Raw genomic sequence first — 15807 nt, 5'->3', positions numbered from 1 at the left:
CAAGCCTTAAGGGAGATGAAACGGGCCGCATAGGGGAAATCGTCCCGGAAATCCGTTCTCATCCACAATTATCTTCAGTTGTCAAAGAACAGAACAACAAAAAACTTTTAAAAACCTTATTTTTCAGGACGAACTAATTATTGTAAAGAAGAAAAAATGCCTTGCCGATTCCAGGTGATTAGACAGGATTTCTGCAAATTCATCTGCAAAACCGCCCATAATTCCATCAGGAAACTCATAAATGTCTATTTCCTTGCCTAGTACGGCTTCATTTTCTTCTTGATCCACAATGGCATTGACAGTTTTCTGCACTTCGACACAAGCGAGGGAAGGAGTGTGAGACGACATGGCTCGGAACCTTTATAAATTTTCAAGATCACGTAGATCAAATAGGATTTTTCCGCCAATTCGCTTAAACGGAATTTGCAATGGTTTCTTCGATTTTCGGCTAGTGCCGTTGTATAAAAACTGCTCGGAGACACCTAAAAATTTAGCCGCATCCGGTATGGGATAGAAACGCTGCTGAAGTATTGTTACTTTTTTCATTCTTGACATTTAGTCCCTCCCCTTTTTATCTCTTTTTTTCTTTTTGCTTAAAATAATGATTTTTTTGTCGAATGTCAAGGAAAAACTTCAATGATATTAATATGTTATATTATATTATAATAAATTATATTATATTGTCCTAAATAATTAATGTAATAAAATCAGTGGTTTGAAACAATGGGAAAATGGGGAAATAATAAGAAATCAGGCAATTTTAAGGGGAAAAAAAGTTAAAATTTTTTGTAAAAATTAACAGGAAAATGAGAAAAACTGAAAGAATGATAAAAAAATGTAAAATCGATAGATAGATTCCGTGAATAGTGACCAAATAGTGACCAAAACATTACGAGCAAGAAAAAAGGGGCAGCCAATTTCTTAGCTAACCCCCTGCTTTTCTTATGGTGCCGAAGCCCGGATTTGAACCGGGACGGAGAAACCCCCACTAGACCCTGAACCTAGCGCGTCTACCAGTTCCGCCACTTCGGCACATTTTTTTATATTATGAAAAACTACTGTGGTTGTCTACACTGAGTCTCAGACTATTGTCAAGAAAAATTGGGCTTGAAATTAACTCTATTAATGCTATGGTAACGCGAAAATTAAAGGAAGTGTAAACTTTGCAGGCCATAGAATGAAAGTCATCAAAGATTTGAACGATATACCCCATGAATTCCGGGATGCGTTCGTAACAATAGGTAATTTCGACGGAGTCCACCGGGGCCACATACCCATATTTGAAAAACTTATCGATGAAGCCCATCGGGAAAACCGAAAAGCTGTGGTGATTACCTTCGATCCGCACCCTAAAAAGATTCTTCACCCGCACATTAAACCTTTTTATTTAATTACTTCTCCCGATGAGAAAATCAAAATTCTTGAAGATAGTGGAATCGATGGTTTGATCCTCATCCCCTTTGATCTCGAATTTTCTAAAATTACAGCCGAGTCATTTGTCAATGATATACTCTGGGGCAAACTTCATATCAGGAAAATCTTCATCGGCCATGATTATACCTTTGGGAAAAACAAAGTTGGCAACAAAGCATTTCTTGCCGATTTTGGGAAAAAACTCGGGTTCGAGGTGGAGACCATAAATGCTGTCAAGCTCGGTGATGAGCCCATCAGCAGCACCCGGCTGAGATACGCAATTCTCAACGGTAATGTCAAATTGGCTGCAAGACTTTTAGGAAGGCACTACAATGTCAGTGGTGTCGTTGTCCCAGGAAAAAGTCGGGGCAGTGCTCTCGGAATTCCGACAGCTAACATAAAACCGGATAAGGAATTGCTTCCTGCTCACGGTGTTTATGCAGTCATTGTCGATCTGGAGGGAAACCGCCACCAGGGTGTCTTAAATATAGGGTTCAGCCCCACCTTCTGTGATAGCGAGCTTTCTATAGAGGTTTATCTGCTTGACTTCACGGGAGATATTTACGGGGAAAAGCTGAATGTCCTTTTTGTCGATAGACTTCGAGATGAAGTAAAATTTGATAAGCCCGAACAACTGGTTCAACAGATCAAAAGTGACATCGATCAGGCACGTGATATACTGAAACCGTATTTTTAGTGCCCTCTGCTCAACCGCTATTTTCCCCCTTTATGAAAATTCACTACCATCACCGCTGGGACGTAAGTTATAAAGAAGCTATAATCATCCAGCAAAAACTCAAGGAAAAACTCATTCTTCATGACAGAGATTTTCCTGAACAGATTCGCACCATCGCCGGCGCCGATATATCCTATTCCAGGCAAAGTGACCTGTTTTTTGCAGTCGTCGTTCTGCTGGAATACCCAACCATGAACGTTATTGAAGAGACCTGTTTTACCGAAAGGGTTTCCTTTCCGTATATCCCGGGTCTCCTGAGCTTTCGAGAAGGACCCGCTGTTTTAAAAGCCTTTGAAATCCTTCGCAACGTTCCCGATGTCGTCATTTTTGACGGCCAGGGGATTGCCCACCCCCGTGGTATTGGCCTTGCATCACACATGGGGCTGTTTTTAGACATACCGACTATAGGCTGTGCCAAGAAAAGGCTGGTTGGTGTACATGGCGAAGTCGGTCATATGGTTGGAGATTATGCGGATCTCATTCTGGATGATCAGGTTGTTGGAGCCGCCTTACGGACCAAAAAGAAGGTAAAACCGGTATTCATATCGCCGGGGCATAAAATGGGCATCCGAAAGGCAATTGAACTGGTTCTTTCTTGCTGCAGGGGCTATAGACTTTGCGAACCGGTCAGGAGGGCACACCTTGCGGTAAACAGTCTCCGGTTAAAAACCATCAGTTCTGATGATTTCGTAAAAAGTTGAAAACCGGATTAGACATGGACTTTTTAAGGAGACGTTAGTTCTTGCTGAAATAAACTTCACATATATAACTTTCCGCCGCACTCCTGGTGTTTTGTGAATTGATATAAAACTGGACCCCATGAGTGAGCCCCGGAGTCTCGCCGCCTTTACTCTCTTTAAGGAGCTTTTTGGAATCCTCGTATATATTTCTCTTTTCCGTATACCACTGTCCCAGTTGATCGGTTTTGTTCCTGACAACGACGTATTTCAATTTCCCTCCGCCGATTTGTTTACTTCTGCCTGTCCAGCCTTTAGGAGCCTCGTTATCCCATATGTAACCAAGAACGGGGGTGTTTAACGCCGCTGGAAATCCTGTCGGCGTGAAAGCAACATAGAGCTGAACCGCCTGGTCATCCGTATCGGTTTTTCTCACATCGCCGCCATCCGGAAGCCGGTCAACCTTCCACCTCCAATGTAAATAAGGATATTCTTTGATATCAACCTTTATCCCCCTTTTTACACCGAAGGATGATTCGTTATTGCTTCGCATGTGAAGACAATAGCCTTCCGACCCTTTTTCAAGTTTAAGAAAAGGTGTGCCCCTTCTTCTGTCCAGCAACCATTCCGTGGGAGCGCCTTTCTCCATCTGGGCAGAATTAAATCCTGCAACAAGGATACTATCCTTATCTGCCGGTTTCGCGGGTGTAACCGAGCCTGGAGGCGCAACAGCCGGCTCGCCGGGAGCAGGTGTCGTTGGTGGAACGGAAGTCACGGTTGCAGACGGGGCTGCTGGAGATTCCGGTTTTTCCGGACTTGAAGGAGGAGTTGAAATTCCCGGTGGAACTGGTGCTGTCGGTAAAACAGATACCTCAGGCTTCTTCGGTTCTTCGGCTTTTTTGCAACCTGCCGCAGGAATAAATGCCATGAAGAGTAACAGAGAGACGATTAAAGTAACTGTTCTTTTCATTATAAATCACTTCGCAGGTTTTCGACGCTGTTGGTAAAGTTCCATAATCTCCGATCTTGTCAACACAGCATCGATCCGGGCAACATATTTGTTTATATTCTCCCTGCCGCCCTCCTCCCTGTCAATAAGGGCAACGACTCGATCAATTACCAAACCTGCTTCTCTCGCAATTTCTATCGCAGTAATCGTCGAGCCACCTGTTGTTATCACGTCATCGATGATTGCTACCTTTTCTCCCGGTGTAATATTCCCTTCGACAGCGCTCTTCGTGCCATGACTTTTTACATCTTTCCTCACGATAAAAGATTTGATAGGTCTGCCTTTCTGGTACGAAATGAGAGAAAGGGCATTGGCGATAGGGTCCGCTCCTAAGGTGAGGCCTCCGGCTGCGGTAATATCGGCATCACCGAGCATGTCAAAAAGGATATTACCGATAAGGTACATTCCTTCGGGATCCAGGGTTGTCGGTTTGCAATTGAAATAATAATTGCTCGTTTTCCCTGAAGCCAGTGTAAAGGGGGGATCTTCTCTGAACTGAAAAGACCTTTCCAGGATGATTTCAGCCAGTCTCTGTTTCATGCCATGATGGATCATTTCATTTATCGCCTCATAAGGTTTGCAAAGCTTTTTACATCTGATCGTTATCCCTCAGGATAAACTTCACAGGAACTTCAACCCACATGTTGGCGGGTTTCCCCATCTTCCTGCCCGGTTCAAACTTCCATGTTTTTACCGCCTCAAGTGCCGACATGTCCAGCATAGCGTATCCGGAGGATCTTTTAATCCTCAAACCGCCAACCCTGCCGTCGGCAGAAATCTCCACGGAAAGAAGAACGACCCCTTCATAACCCCGGATTCGGGCAATCAGTGGATAGGCGGGATGGACATTTTCACGGTACCGCGGAACAGCCAAAGATATTCCAGTCGCCGGTGAAAGGCCGGCGACAGATTCACCATACCCCTTGTTACCCTGCAGTGTTGTTGACCCATCATTCGTTCGCAGGCTGGCCGGACGAGATATCGAAGCAACCATGGGTTTGATAGACTGCATCTCAACAACACGGGAAGTAACCGGCTCCACTGATATTTTGTCTCTGTCTTTTTTCTCAACCGGTTTGACTACCACCTGGGGTTCGATGGTGTTTGCCCTGTCGCTAGCGGGTTCCTTCATCGGTAGAGTAATTTCTGACAAATCCTTTATATCCGTCCTCCGTCCTTCTGTCGATGAAACCAGAGATACATGAAGAACGGAATCTTCCCATATTTTTAAACTGGTGGACATGGCTGTGGCAGTAGTGAGGATAATTACTATGCCTATATGCATGGCAAGGGATGCAGACATAGCAAAAAATAAGTCTTTACGGGTATTTCCATTATTTCCACAAGCTGCATCCTTCAGCTTGCACGATTCTGAATGGTCTTTCTTGAAAATTTCTCCAAGGTGCATTCAATAATACCTTTTTAAAAGTTCCTTCTCACGTGGCGTGAGGAACTTTGAATCCCCCGGTAAGCCGCGCGTAAAACCCGTCCCCTCGATCCGGGATATCTACATCTTCTTCGATTTAATCACCTGGCCAATTACCCGCACCGCTTCCACCCCGTCTTTAGCATAGGCCGCACCGATGGAACTGGCGTAGGATTTTGTAACCACGGCGCCACCCACAACAAACGGACATGAATACCCTTCACTTCTTGCGAGATCAACGACCTCTTTCATGTTCAGCATGGTCGTTGTCATGAGAGCGGAAAGACCGACAACATCAGGCTGTATACGCCCTATGGCCTCAATGATGGTTTTAGACGGTACGTCTTTGCCGAGATCAATAATTCTGTGGCCGTGATTTTTTAACAACAAAGCAATTATATTCTTGCCAATATCGTGGATATCACCTTTTACTGTGGCAAGAATAATAACCCCTTTCCCAACCTTGGTTTTTTTATCGTGCTGAAGCCGTGGTTCAAGGTGCCCAAGGGCGGCCTTCATCGCTTCGGCGCTGGCAATCAGCTGCGGTAAAAAATACTTCCTTTGATCAAACAACTCTCCCACGCGGATAATCGCCGGAATCATAACATCTTTCACAAGATTGGATGGATTCATCCCCGATACAATGGCACTTTCGACGAGATTGATGATACCATCCCGATTCCCCTCCATAATGGCCTCAGATACCTTTTGTACCGGTGAAGATTTTTCTTCCGGGGGAGCGGTTTTATCGAGGGCAGGCTGCTCTGAAAAATGCCTGATATACGACGATGCGTTCCTGTCTTTCTGCATGAACACATTGCCTGCCATCTGTATATTCATGAGATCCCGCTCAGCAGGATTTGCAATTGCCATGGTCAACCCCGATGCCTGCGCCATGGCGAGAAACGCGATATTCATCCATTTTCGTTCCGGCATGCCAAAAGACACGTTTGAAAGACCGAGATTCGTTCTGCACGCGAAGCTGTCCGTACACCAGGCCACAGTTTTCAGCGCCTCTTTCACCGCCTGAGGATTCGAGGCCACGGTCATTACGAGGCCATCTACAACGATATCGTCCTTCGAAAAACCAAAGTCCCGGGCTGCACGGAATACTTCCTGAATAACGGCTTTCCTTCTTTCTGCCGTCTCCGGTATTTCACCATCCGTTATGGGGAGAAGGATAAACATGGCTCCGTATTTCGCGGCAACGGGAAGCAGCTCTTTCATCTTTTCCTTTTCACCGGAAATGGAATTTATCAAGGCACGGCCGGGATATATTCTGAGGGCTGTTTTTATCGTTTCACTATTAGGGGAATCGATGACCAGCGGTAAGCCGGTGCTTGTAGAGAGCAGATGAATAACTTTCTTTATCGTATCAATCTCATCAATGCCATGAACCCCGACATTCACATCAAGAAGATCAGCCCCCTGTTTTTCCTGTTCCCTTGCCATCTGCCTGACAATGTTCAATTTGCCGTCAAGGAGCTCCTGTTGAAGGGCCTTTTTACCCGTTGGATTGATTCTCTCGCCGATTATGACCAAAGGACTGCCGTGATCAAATATTGTGCAACCTCTGGCGGAACTGACAGCGCTTACGGACTTTCGCACGGGACCAATCACGGGGGCATTACACGCCGCTTTCTTTAATGCTCCGATATATTCCGGTGTTGTTCCGCAGCACCCGCCTATTAAGTTAACACCGGACGCCGCAAACTGCGCGCTGAATGATGCAAACTCCTCGGGTCCCATATCAAAAACTGTTTTTTTGCCTTCCAGCCTCGGCATGCCGGCATTCGGCTTTGCCACCAGCGGAACTGTGGCATACGGCTTCATGGCGGCGATAAAATTCACCATCGCATCCGGTCCCGTTGAACAGTTGCACCCAACGGCATCGGCTCCAAGGCTCTGCAACGTTATGAGGGCGGTCACCGGGTTTGTTCCACTGAGAGTATACCCGTTCGTTTCGTAGGTCATGGTAACCATGGTGAAATGGTCGGTGATTTCCTTTACGGCGATGAGCGCCGCCCGTGCCTCCTGGATGTCCATCATTGTTTCAATAACAAAAAGATCAACACCGCCTTCGAGAAGCCCACGGGCCTGTTCTTTGAATATTTCAACGGCCTCTTCAAACAGTAAGTCGCCAAACGGCTCGACAAAATGTCCTGTCGCGCTGATATCCCCCGCAATGAGCGCCTTGTTCCCCACAGCGCGTCTGGCTAAAAGGGCAAGCTGTTTGTTGATTTCTCCGGCATTCTCAAAACCGTATTGGCGCAGTTTCAATCGGTTTGCGCCAAAGGTGCAGGTATAGATAATATCCGAACCGGCTTTTTGATAAGCCGCATGAATATCCTGAATGGCCCCGGGATTTTCCAGACACCATACCTCCGGACACGCACCTGCCGGCATCCCCCGTTTCTGCAGCTCAGTTCCCGTGGCCCCGTCGAGTATCAGGACTCTTTTCTTTAAGAGGCTTATGATCTTCCGTTTTGGATTCAATACGGATCTCCTGAATGGTGATTTCACACCATTATGGGCAAACAAGCGCCATAAAGTGGATCATTCCGTTCTTTGAAAAAAATGAGGAAGGAAAATAAAGATGAGAAATAAAATGGGAATATGATCTTCCTCCCTCGGGGAAATTCAGATGGATGGGTCTTCCGGCTCAGGGCTCCCTACTCACCTGCCTTCCCATCATGGTTCGTTCATGACAGTGGCTGTTTAAGGTTTTCGTTCCCGTCACGGCTGCGGGGCAGCGGGGGCTTTTTACCCCTCTTCCTCACATCCATCTTTTAGTTTGTTCACTTATTGGCGAAGTATAATAAAGAGGTTCCCCTCTTGTCAAGAACAAAACAGACGGCTTAATCAAACAGTAGAAATGAATCCACAGCGAGCGCGTTCCTCAAGTAAAAAAAATGAGGATATGTCATAGCACCCCGATCTTTTCATAAACTTCCATTCCCTGGTCTTATAAAAGGCTTTCATCCCTTTCATGATCACCAGAATCACACCCCACATTGTGGGGCCGTTATTCCATTGACACACAAGACCGTTTTTCTTATACTTCCTCCACGAAAAAGGAAGTTCTTATCAAAAAAAATTAGCAATTTGAGCCCAAATCAGGAGGTAACGATGACGAAGAAAATATGGTTCGTTGTACATCATGAAAATCTTTGGGATATCGACAACAACCTGATAGGCTTCTGGAACAAAGAACAGGTAAAACGTATAAATATTGATGATGTTGTTATTTATTATCGAGCCGGACGAAAAAAAATAATGGGGGTTTTTAAAATAGTCGAAATGGGTGATAACTTAAACCCCGATTTTTACGATGATGCTATTGTGGGCCGTACGAGGCATCAATGTCGCCTAACATTGATGAGTAAAGATATTATATGTAATCGCCCAACAACGGAAAATAGATTTTCTTTTTACGAAGAATGGAGAAGAAACCGTTATGGAGGTCTCGCCAAACAAGTATTTGAAGCAGAACCTCATGATCTGCAATTGATTCTTCGGGATACTTCAGTTTTATTATTGTGAGAATGAGGATGATTGACAATCAAGGATGGAGTATGTTAAAGGGGACGGTTCTCTTTATTTTTCCGCCATCCTCTTTGTCGCCCCATCCGCTTTATCTTTTCAGAAATATTATAGGTCTTCGTCATATCTTTTACGAAATCCTCACCTCCATACACTAACCGCCTGTCCATTTCCCCCTTCATCGCCTCTTTCTCTTTGAGCATGCCTCGTACAAACTCCCGGTATTTTTTCCGCCGCTCTTCTTCCTCCTCCGACAATTGAAGGTAAATAGGATGCTCATCCACAAGGATATCCTTCTTTCCATAACCATACACACAATAGCTGCTCCATCTATAATACTTCGGATCTTCCACCATCTTTGACCGTACTGGATTCAGTTCCACATAGCTGCCGCAGGCAAGCAGATACTCATCCTTTGAAATTATAATGCTCTTGTATCTATCCTGCCAGAAATGACCCATATGACCATATTTGCGCTTATAATGCCGGGCATAGGACAGGTTAATCCCCTTCATTATTTCGGATAAACAGCCTCCTCCTTCTGAAGGTTCAATTACCAGATGAACATGGTTGGTCATCATAACGTAGTGGTACAGCATAAAATAGTATTTCTCTTTGTAGAGATAGAGCAGGTCCAGATATTTTCTGAAATCCTCTTCGTCCTCAAACACATCCTGACGGTTGTTTCCTCGTGTCAGTAGGTGATAGATATGCTCCTTGGGAGCTATTCTTGCTGTCCTTGGCATGGTTTAAATTTACCATCGTTTACCGTCTTTGTCAACTAAAGAGAACCGTCCCCTTTACGCCTTCATTTTTTGCCCATTGAAAGATGGATTATGCAGCCCGGATTCTGACGAGGGATTCTATGCCCGGCCATGTTGTAAGTCTGGCAATACGCAAATCATAATCCGTTTGCAGACTCAGCCAGATCTCAGGAGACACCCCGAAGTATTTTCCAAGACGGAGCGCGGTGTCCGCGGTAATGGCCCGCTTACCACTGATAATCTCACTGATTCGGCCAGGCGGCACGTCAATGTCCCTGGCCAGTTGATTGATGCTCAAGCCCGCAGGTTTCATGAAATCCTCGAAGAGAATCTCGCCGGGTATAATGAGATCGAGTTTTTCTGTTTTTTTATGCATATCATGCTCCTAATGGTAATCAGTGATTTCCACATCAAAGGCGTTGCCATCTTGCCAATGGATTTCTTCCTTGTGCTGCCTCCGATCCGGCGGAAGTGGGTCAGTTCCTTACCATGAGGTGTTGAACAGCCTTCTCCAGACCGTCCAGGGTCAGTTCGAACATGGGGAAGACCTGCCGGATCATGCCGATGGTATACGTATACCGCCATTCCTCCTCCGGCTGGGGATTGAGCCAGACGGCATGGCGGAAGGTATGGGCGAGATATTTCAAACGTTCCAGGCCGGTCCCTACTTCACTCTCATCGACGTATATCGAGCCGTTGTTGTGGATGAGCTCATAGGGGGCCATGCTTGCATCTCCCACGATGATCAGCCGCGTTTCCGGATCCTTACGGATAAAATCGTCGATCGGTTCCGGTTTGAATCGCCGCTGCGGGTCCTGCCAGACACGGCTGTAAATGGTGTTATGGAAGAAGTAAATCTTCATGTCCTTGAACTGGCTCCGGGCGTAGTGAAACAGGGTCTGCACCACTTCTATGTAGGGTTCCATGGACCAGCCGCCGTTGTCGATCATCAGGATGATCTTGAGACGATCCGCCAGATGGCGGTCAAAAATGATTTCGATTTCTCCGGCGTTCTTCATCGTCGCATAGATAGTCTTATCCACATTGACCACATCTTTCGGCCCGGAGGGTACCATCCGGCGCAATCGCTTCAGGGCCTCGCTCATCTGAACCTCCGTCAGGGGCCCTTCCTGTGAATAATCCTTATATCGCCGTTCCATGGCCACTTTGATGGCCGATTTATTGCGGGACCGGCCGCCAACGCGCATCCCGCCGGGATGATTGCCTGAATGCCCGACGGGCGATGTGCCGCCCGTCCCGATCCAGCGGTTACCACCGTGGTGGGCTTCCGTCTGATCCTTGAGCCGGTCCAGAAAATATTGAATCAGCTCCTCGGGTGTCATTTTTTTTAGTGTTGACTCGTCCAGACCAAGGGCCTCGGCGATTTCCGCCGGGTTCTTCAGCCATTCTTCGAGGAGCACCCTCGCGATCTCCGTCAGCTCGATCTCTTCAGGAGCGAGCAGGGCAACCCCCTTGAAAAAATGAGCAAAGACCTGATCGTACATATCGAAATAGCGCTCACTTTTGACGAGGATCGCACGGGCGGCCGTGTAAAAATCATCGACGGATGTGATCACGCCAAGGCTCAACGCTCTTTGCAGCCGCAAAAAAGACGTGGGAGAAACGGGAATGCCCCGTTCACGCAACGTATAAAAAAATTCGACAAACAAATCCGATCCCTCTCAGCGCAGCCGTGCCATCTGCTGGACGGCCGCCGTCAAATCGGCGCTCTTCTTGAAGAGGATACCCAGATAGGGTAGATTCCCCCGGTACAGCGATTTCACCTGGAAATCGGCGTCCGTCTTCAGCGCGCGAACCCAGTTGATCAACTCCCGGGTGGCCGGTTTCTTTTCGATTCCCTTGAGATCGCGCAGGCGGTAGAAGGCCTCGATGCAGGCCTCGGACAGCTCTTTGCCCAGATTGGGGAAATGAACATCTACAATAAGCCGCATCATCCCGACATCGGGAAAGGCAATGTGATGGAAATTACAGCGGCCCAGGAAAGGATCGGAGAGGTCCTTCTTGGCGTTGGATGTAATGACGATCACCGGCCGGTTGCGGGCTGTGATGGTCTTGTCAATCTCCATGATATCGAACTGCATCTGGTCGAGAACGTCAAGCATATCGTCCTGGAAATCGCTGTCGGCCTTGTCGATTTCATCGATCAGCAGCACCGTCCGCGCCTCCGACACGAAGGCCTGGCCGATTTTCCCCATCCGGATGTACTCCTCGATATTGCTCACATCCCGATTGGAATCCCCGAAGCGGCTGTCGTTGAGGCGCGTCAGTGTATCGTACTGATACAGGGCGTCCACCAGCTTCATGCTGGACTTCACGTTCAGCACGATCAAGGGCATCTGCAGGCTCTCCGAAATGGCATGGGCAAGCATCGTCTTGCCCGTGCCCGGCTCCCCTTTGAGCAGGAGGGGCATTTCCAGGGCCATGGAAACATTCACAATCTTTGCCAGCTCGTCATCGAGAACATATTTTGATCCCCCGCGAAAAGAACGGTTATCTTGACTCATAAACAAACTCCTTTTATAACCATGACAGTGAAACGCCAGATATTTTTTAAAACAATAATTTTTTTATTCCACCTGTAGAAAAATTACCAGAGCTTTTTTTAACTCTTATGGGCAACCCTATGTGTGTGCTTCATAAAAAAATGAGCTCGTGGCAAACATAAAGAAAGGGAGAGAAGGTTATTTTATCTCCTCGTTATTTTTTTGTAGATAATATGACAGAAAAGAATTACATTGCGATTCTCGGACTGGGTAACATTCTTCTCCAGGATGAAGGGCTTGGCGTCCGTTTTGTCCGCTGGTTTAAAAATAACCGGCACGTTCCGGAAGAGGAGTTGCCCGATGTCTTTTTTTTGTGCATCGTTCCCTATAAATACAAAGATATGGGTCTCGAATTGACGCCCCTTGTGAGAAAAAAATCCCGAAGTGGAGAGGTTTCTGTTAAAAGAGCTTTCTCTCCATGGTGTAAACCCTCTGAAGTTAAAAAATGCATGAACTATCCATAATCTGTTCCATTCTGGATATTATCGAAGAATATGCAGAGGAGCATCGCTTTAAGATCGTTAAATCCATGAAGCTTTCTTTCGGACGTCTTTCCTGTATTGAACCGCAGTCCCTCGCATTTATCTTCGAAATACAGTCCAGCGGTACAAAAGCAGAAGGGGCTTTACTTGAGTTTGATATTAAACCAATCATTATTCATTGTTATTCCTGTGAAAAAGATGTTGAACTGGAAACATATACTGCGGTATGTCCGCAATGCAACGGATCTGAAGTGCTTCTTGTGGGTGGCACTGAGGGGATACAGCTTCTTGAGATAGACGTTGATTAATAATAAACATGCGCCTCGGTATCCCTGGAAAAACATATCCATTGACTAAGACAATATCACCATTATAGACATCAGCGGCGCCAGGCGGGAGGACATCTCAATCGGAGACACTGTGATCTGCCATGCGAGCTACGCCATTCATAAGATTGACGAGGCTCTTGCCGTGGAAAAACTGGATTTCTAAAAAGATATTATAAAAAAAGGGGAGAAACAACATTGTCCAAAATAATAGTGGTAAAAAATATTCTCGATGCAAATGACAGGATTGCTGAAGAAAACAGGAAACTCTTCGATAATGAGAAGATATATGTTCTGAATCTCATGAGTTCTCCCGGTGCAGGAAAAACCTCCCTCGTGGAGAAGACTATTGAGGCTCTTCAGGAGAGATATAAAATCGGTGTTATTGAAGGGGATATCCAGGGTTCCTCCGATGCGGAAAGGATTGCCAAGCTTGGAATTCCGGTGGTTCAGATCAATACGGGAGGCGCGTGCCATATAGACGGAAACATGGTTCGTGAAGCCCTGCCGGGCCTTGATCTCACTTCGCTTGATCTTCTCATTGTCGAGAATGTGGGCAATCTCGTCTGTCCGGCGGAATTCAAAATCGGGGAAAATGTAAAGGTGATGGTCCTGAGCACCCCGGAAGGAGCCGACAAGCCGGCAAAGTATCCACTTATGTTCCAACAATCGGAAGCGATGATTATCAACAAAATCGATCTCCTCCCCTATGTGGACTTTAATATGGAGAAGGCAAAAAAAGATGCCCTTACCATTAACCGGAATCTTAAGATATTTGAAGTGTCCTGTAAAACATCGGCAGGGCTTAATGATTGGTACGGCTGGCTATCCGATCGGATTGAATCCTTCCAAACAAAATGAAGATTCCCTGAATTATTGTAAATCTGGTTTCGTAAGATCCCATCTCACCTTTTTCTGTTCTTGCGTTATGTATGGGGTGCAATTTTGACCCCTTTGTTGAGCGAGCATTGCAAAGCATTTTCTGAATAAAGAAAAGAAGGCACATGGATTTAATAACATCGTTCATACTGGGTATCGTTCAGGGCGTTTCTGAGTTTTTGCCCATTTCATCAACAGGGCACATGATTCTTGCTTCTCATCTCATGGGCCTTACGCACACGGAATTTCTGAAGAGCTTTGAAATTGCAATTCAGGCGGGAACGATCTTATCGGTTGTGTTTTTGTACTGGCGGGAGCTGCTGGTGGATGTTGAAGTCATCAAGCGGATTATCGTGGCCTTTATCCCTACCGGCGTCCTTGGTCTAACCCTTTACAAACTAATCAAAGGCTATCTGCTGGGCTCAGAAACCGTGGTACTCTGGTCTCTTCTGCTTGGCGGCATCTTTCTGGTGGTATTTGAATTATGGTACAAAGAAAGTGAAGACGCAACCAGTGAAATAAGAGATCTTTCTTACAAAAACGCGCTCATTATCGGCCTTTTTCAGTCTATTGCCATGATCCCGGGGGTGTCCCGCTCGGCTTCCACCATTGTCGGCGGGCTCATTTTGGGGCTGAAAAGGAAAACCATCGTTGAGTTTTCCTTCCTGCTGGCTGTTCCCACCATGCTGGCGGCCACGGCTTACGATCTGATCAAAACGGGGGCGCAAATGTCACTTCCGCAAATCCATTATCTCGCCGTGGGATTCATTACCGCCTTTATTGTCGCCCTGCTGAGCATCAAATTTCTGCTTCGCTTCATCCAGACGCATACCTTTATCCCTTTCGGAATCTACCGCATCGTCTTTGTAATCTTGTGGTTTCTGCTTTTGAGAATTTAATCCGTCTTTACTTAACCGGGATTTCCTATCAAAGACCTTTCTCCATTACTTGACTCACCCAAACCGGACTGCCTATCAAAAACTTGACACACATTCCCCTTTTCTTTTATTGCTGGTATGATTTATTCAAACGAACAGATATATTCCAAAATACCCTCATCCACGGCAATTTCAAATGATGATTTACCCGGCGCCATGAAAAATGTACCTGCCGGATAGGTTTTCCATTGCTCTTCACCAGATTGACGAACCCGGCAGTTTCCAACGGTGATCTCCATTTTTTCAGGAGCATCGGTATTGAACGTAAACGAACCGGGAAAGATCAGACCGATAGTCTTCTTTTTCCCTTCTTTGAATAAAACAGTATGGCTGATCACTTTGCCTTCAAAATAGATATTTGCCTTGCAGACCACACTGACATCATCAAATCGTTCCGGTGTATTCGCTGACATTGGTTACCTCCATTGATTATGTCTTCAACAAAAAATGAAATCTGATGCCTGATTCTACAGCGACTTTATCCTTTGTCTGACTCCCAGAATAATCCAAACCGCTCCCAATAGAGCGACTACAGGATACGCAAGAATTAATAACTTGCCAAATTTCGTAATATTTCGAATTCCATAATAGTAATGCTCTATTATTTCACAAATGGCATATGAAATATATAGTAACGACAAAGCTGAAATAACGATTAATACCCTGATCCAGGTCGTCAGTTTAAGCATTGTTATTCTCTTTCTGAAACGTAAACAACGATCAAAAATTTACTTAGTGACTCAGTACACTTTTTTTTGATAGCGTCATTCTACTTTCTTTGGAGAATTGGGAACAGTTGTCCCTGATTAACTCCGTCCACGAAGCACCTTTCACCCGGTAGTCCGTATACCTGATCAAATCAAATTCCATTTAGGCTGCAAAATGACAACACCTACAACTAAATGACAATCGATGTCCAATTGAGGTGAGGATTACCATTTATAAGGCGCACAAGTAAAATCAGCCTTCCATCTTCACCACCTTGGCTAAGAAATCCAACACCACCTGATTAAACTCACGCCAGTTCTCCATCACGACGCCGTGGGCTGC

General features: G+C 45.9%; 18 protein-coding genes, 1 tRNA gene and 1 riboswitch. Of the genes, 7 read left to right on the top strand and 12 right to left on the bottom strand.

Annotated elements, in window-relative coordinates:
- Positions 1-123 precede the first annotated feature (123 nt).
- The 3 genes from NTW12_10240 to NTW12_10230 form a co-directional block, all read right to left on the bottom strand.
- Positions 124-348: a hypothetical protein gene (locus tag NTW12_10240; GenBank protein ID MCX5846713.1), complete on the bottom strand. Its 225-nt coding sequence runs from the start codon at positions 346-348 to the stop codon at positions 124-126.
- Between the two features lie 12 nt (positions 349-360).
- The gene (locus NTW12_10235) at positions 361-555 is read right to left on the bottom strand and encodes a helix-turn-helix domain-containing protein (GenBank protein MCX5846712.1); all 195 of its coding nucleotides are present in this window, start codon (positions 553-555) and stop codon (positions 361-363) included.
- Between the two features lie 390 nt (positions 556-945).
- A tRNA-Leu gene (locus tag NTW12_10230) sits at positions 946-1032 on the bottom strand.
- Positions 1033-1177: 145 nt separating this feature from the next.
- Between NTW12_10230 and NTW12_10225 the strand changes: the two genes are divergently transcribed.
- Positions 1178-2110: a bifunctional riboflavin kinase/FAD synthetase gene (locus NTW12_10225; GenBank protein MCX5846711.1), complete on the top strand. Its 933-nt coding sequence runs from the start codon at positions 1178-1180 to the stop codon at positions 2108-2110.
- 32 nt (positions 2111-2142) lie between these two features.
- Positions 2143-2850, top strand: a complete 708-nt coding sequence (nfi, locus tag NTW12_10220; GenBank protein MCX5846710.1) for a deoxyribonuclease V — start codon at positions 2143-2145, stop codon at positions 2848-2850.
- A 34-nt stretch (positions 2851-2884) separates the two neighbouring features.
- Here nfi and NTW12_10215 read toward each other — a convergent pair whose 3' ends face one another.
- From NTW12_10215 to NTW12_10200, 4 genes are all read right to left on the bottom strand, one after another.
- On the bottom strand, positions 2885-3796 hold the full coding sequence (locus tag NTW12_10215) for a DUF3047 domain-containing protein (GenBank protein MCX5846709.1): 912 nt from the start codon (positions 3794-3796) through the stop codon (positions 2885-2887).
- Between the two features lie 6 nt (positions 3797-3802).
- Positions 3803-4390: an orotate phosphoribosyltransferase gene (gene pyrE / locus NTW12_10210; protein MCX5846708.1), complete on the bottom strand. Its 588-nt coding sequence runs from the start codon at positions 4388-4390 to the stop codon at positions 3803-3805.
- Positions 4391-4424: 34 nt separating this feature from the next.
- The gene (locus NTW12_10205) at positions 4425-5243 is read right to left on the bottom strand and encodes an energy transducer TonB (GenBank protein ID MCX5846707.1); all 819 of its coding nucleotides are present in this window, start codon (positions 5241-5243) and stop codon (positions 4425-4427) included.
- Between the two features lie 99 nt (positions 5244-5342).
- Complete coding sequence (locus tag NTW12_10200) at positions 5343-7757, bottom strand: homocysteine S-methyltransferase family protein (GenBank protein MCX5846706.1); 2415 nt, start codon at positions 7755-7757, stop codon at positions 5343-5345.
- Positions 7758-7889: 132 nt separating this feature from the next.
- Positions 7890-8063, bottom strand: a riboswitch (cobalamin riboswitch).
- Positions 8064-8390: 327 nt separating this feature from the next.
- Here NTW12_10200 and NTW12_10195 point away from each other — a divergent pair.
- A complete protein-coding gene (locus NTW12_10195; GenBank protein MCX5846705.1) occupies positions 8391-8804 on the top strand; it encodes a hypothetical protein in 414 nt (137 codons plus the stop codon).
- A gap of 35 nt (positions 8805-8839) precedes the next feature.
- Here the strand turns inward: NTW12_10195 and NTW12_10190 are convergent, their stop codons facing one another.
- From NTW12_10190 to NTW12_10175, 4 genes are all read right to left on the bottom strand, one after another.
- The gene (locus NTW12_10190; protein ID MCX5846704.1) at positions 8840-9550 is read right to left on the bottom strand and encodes a transposase; all 711 of its coding nucleotides are present in this window, start codon (positions 9548-9550) and stop codon (positions 8840-8842) included.
- Between the two features lie 88 nt (positions 9551-9638).
- On the bottom strand, positions 9639-9944 hold the full coding sequence (locus NTW12_10185; GenBank protein MCX5846703.1) for a HigA family addiction module antitoxin: 306 nt from the start codon (positions 9942-9944) through the stop codon (positions 9639-9641).
- 100 nt (positions 9945-10044) lie between these two features.
- On the bottom strand, positions 10045-11238 hold the full coding sequence (locus NTW12_10180) for a hypothetical protein (protein MCX5846702.1): 1194 nt from the start codon (positions 11236-11238) through the stop codon (positions 10045-10047).
- 12 nt (positions 11239-11250) lie between these two features.
- Complete coding sequence (locus tag NTW12_10175) at positions 11251-12093, bottom strand: MoxR family ATPase (GenBank protein MCX5846701.1); 843 nt, start codon at positions 12091-12093, stop codon at positions 11251-11253.
- Positions 12094-12305: 212 nt separating this feature from the next.
- Here NTW12_10175 and NTW12_10170 point away from each other — a divergent pair, with 212 nt between their 5' ends.
- The 4 genes from NTW12_10170 to NTW12_10155 all read left to right on the top strand — a co-directional run bounded on the left by NTW12_10170 (position 12306) and on the right by NTW12_10155 (position 14718).
- Entirely contained in the window at positions 12306-12596 is a 291-nt protein-coding gene (locus NTW12_10170; protein MCX5846700.1) for a hypothetical protein, read from the top strand.
- Positions 12578-12922 carry a hydrogenase maturation nickel metallochaperone HypA gene (locus NTW12_10165; GenBank protein ID MCX5846699.1) on the top strand — a complete coding sequence of 115 codons (345 nt, stop codon included), beginning with the start codon at positions 12578-12580 and terminating at the stop codon, positions 12920-12922. The genes NTW12_10170 and NTW12_10165 overlap by 19 nt, the downstream gene beginning before the upstream one ends.
- A 216-nt stretch (positions 12923-13138) precedes the next feature.
- Positions 13139-13801, top strand: a complete 663-nt coding sequence (hypB, locus tag NTW12_10160) for a hydrogenase nickel incorporation protein HypB (GenBank protein MCX5846698.1) — start codon at positions 13139-13141, stop codon at positions 13799-13801.
- Between the two features lie 143 nt (positions 13802-13944).
- Entirely contained in the window at positions 13945-14718 is a 774-nt protein-coding gene (locus NTW12_10155; protein ID MCX5846697.1) for an undecaprenyl-diphosphate phosphatase, read from the top strand.
- 122 nt (positions 14719-14840) lie between these two features.
- Here the strand turns inward: NTW12_10155 and NTW12_10150 are convergent, their stop codons facing one another.
- On the bottom strand, positions 14841-15170 hold the full coding sequence (locus tag NTW12_10150; GenBank protein MCX5846696.1) for a pyrimidine/purine nucleoside phosphorylase: 330 nt from the start codon (positions 15168-15170) through the stop codon (positions 14841-14843).
- Positions 15171-15807: the final 637 nt, after the last annotated feature.

Source organism: Deltaproteobacteria bacterium, from assembly GCA_026388545.1.
In the GTDB taxonomy this organism is placed as follows: Bacteria; Desulfobacterota; Syntrophia; order Syntrophales; family UBA2185; genus JAPLJS01.
The sequence above is the reverse complement of the archived record's forward strand: the minus strand, read 5'-3'. Positions and strand labels throughout refer to the sequence as shown.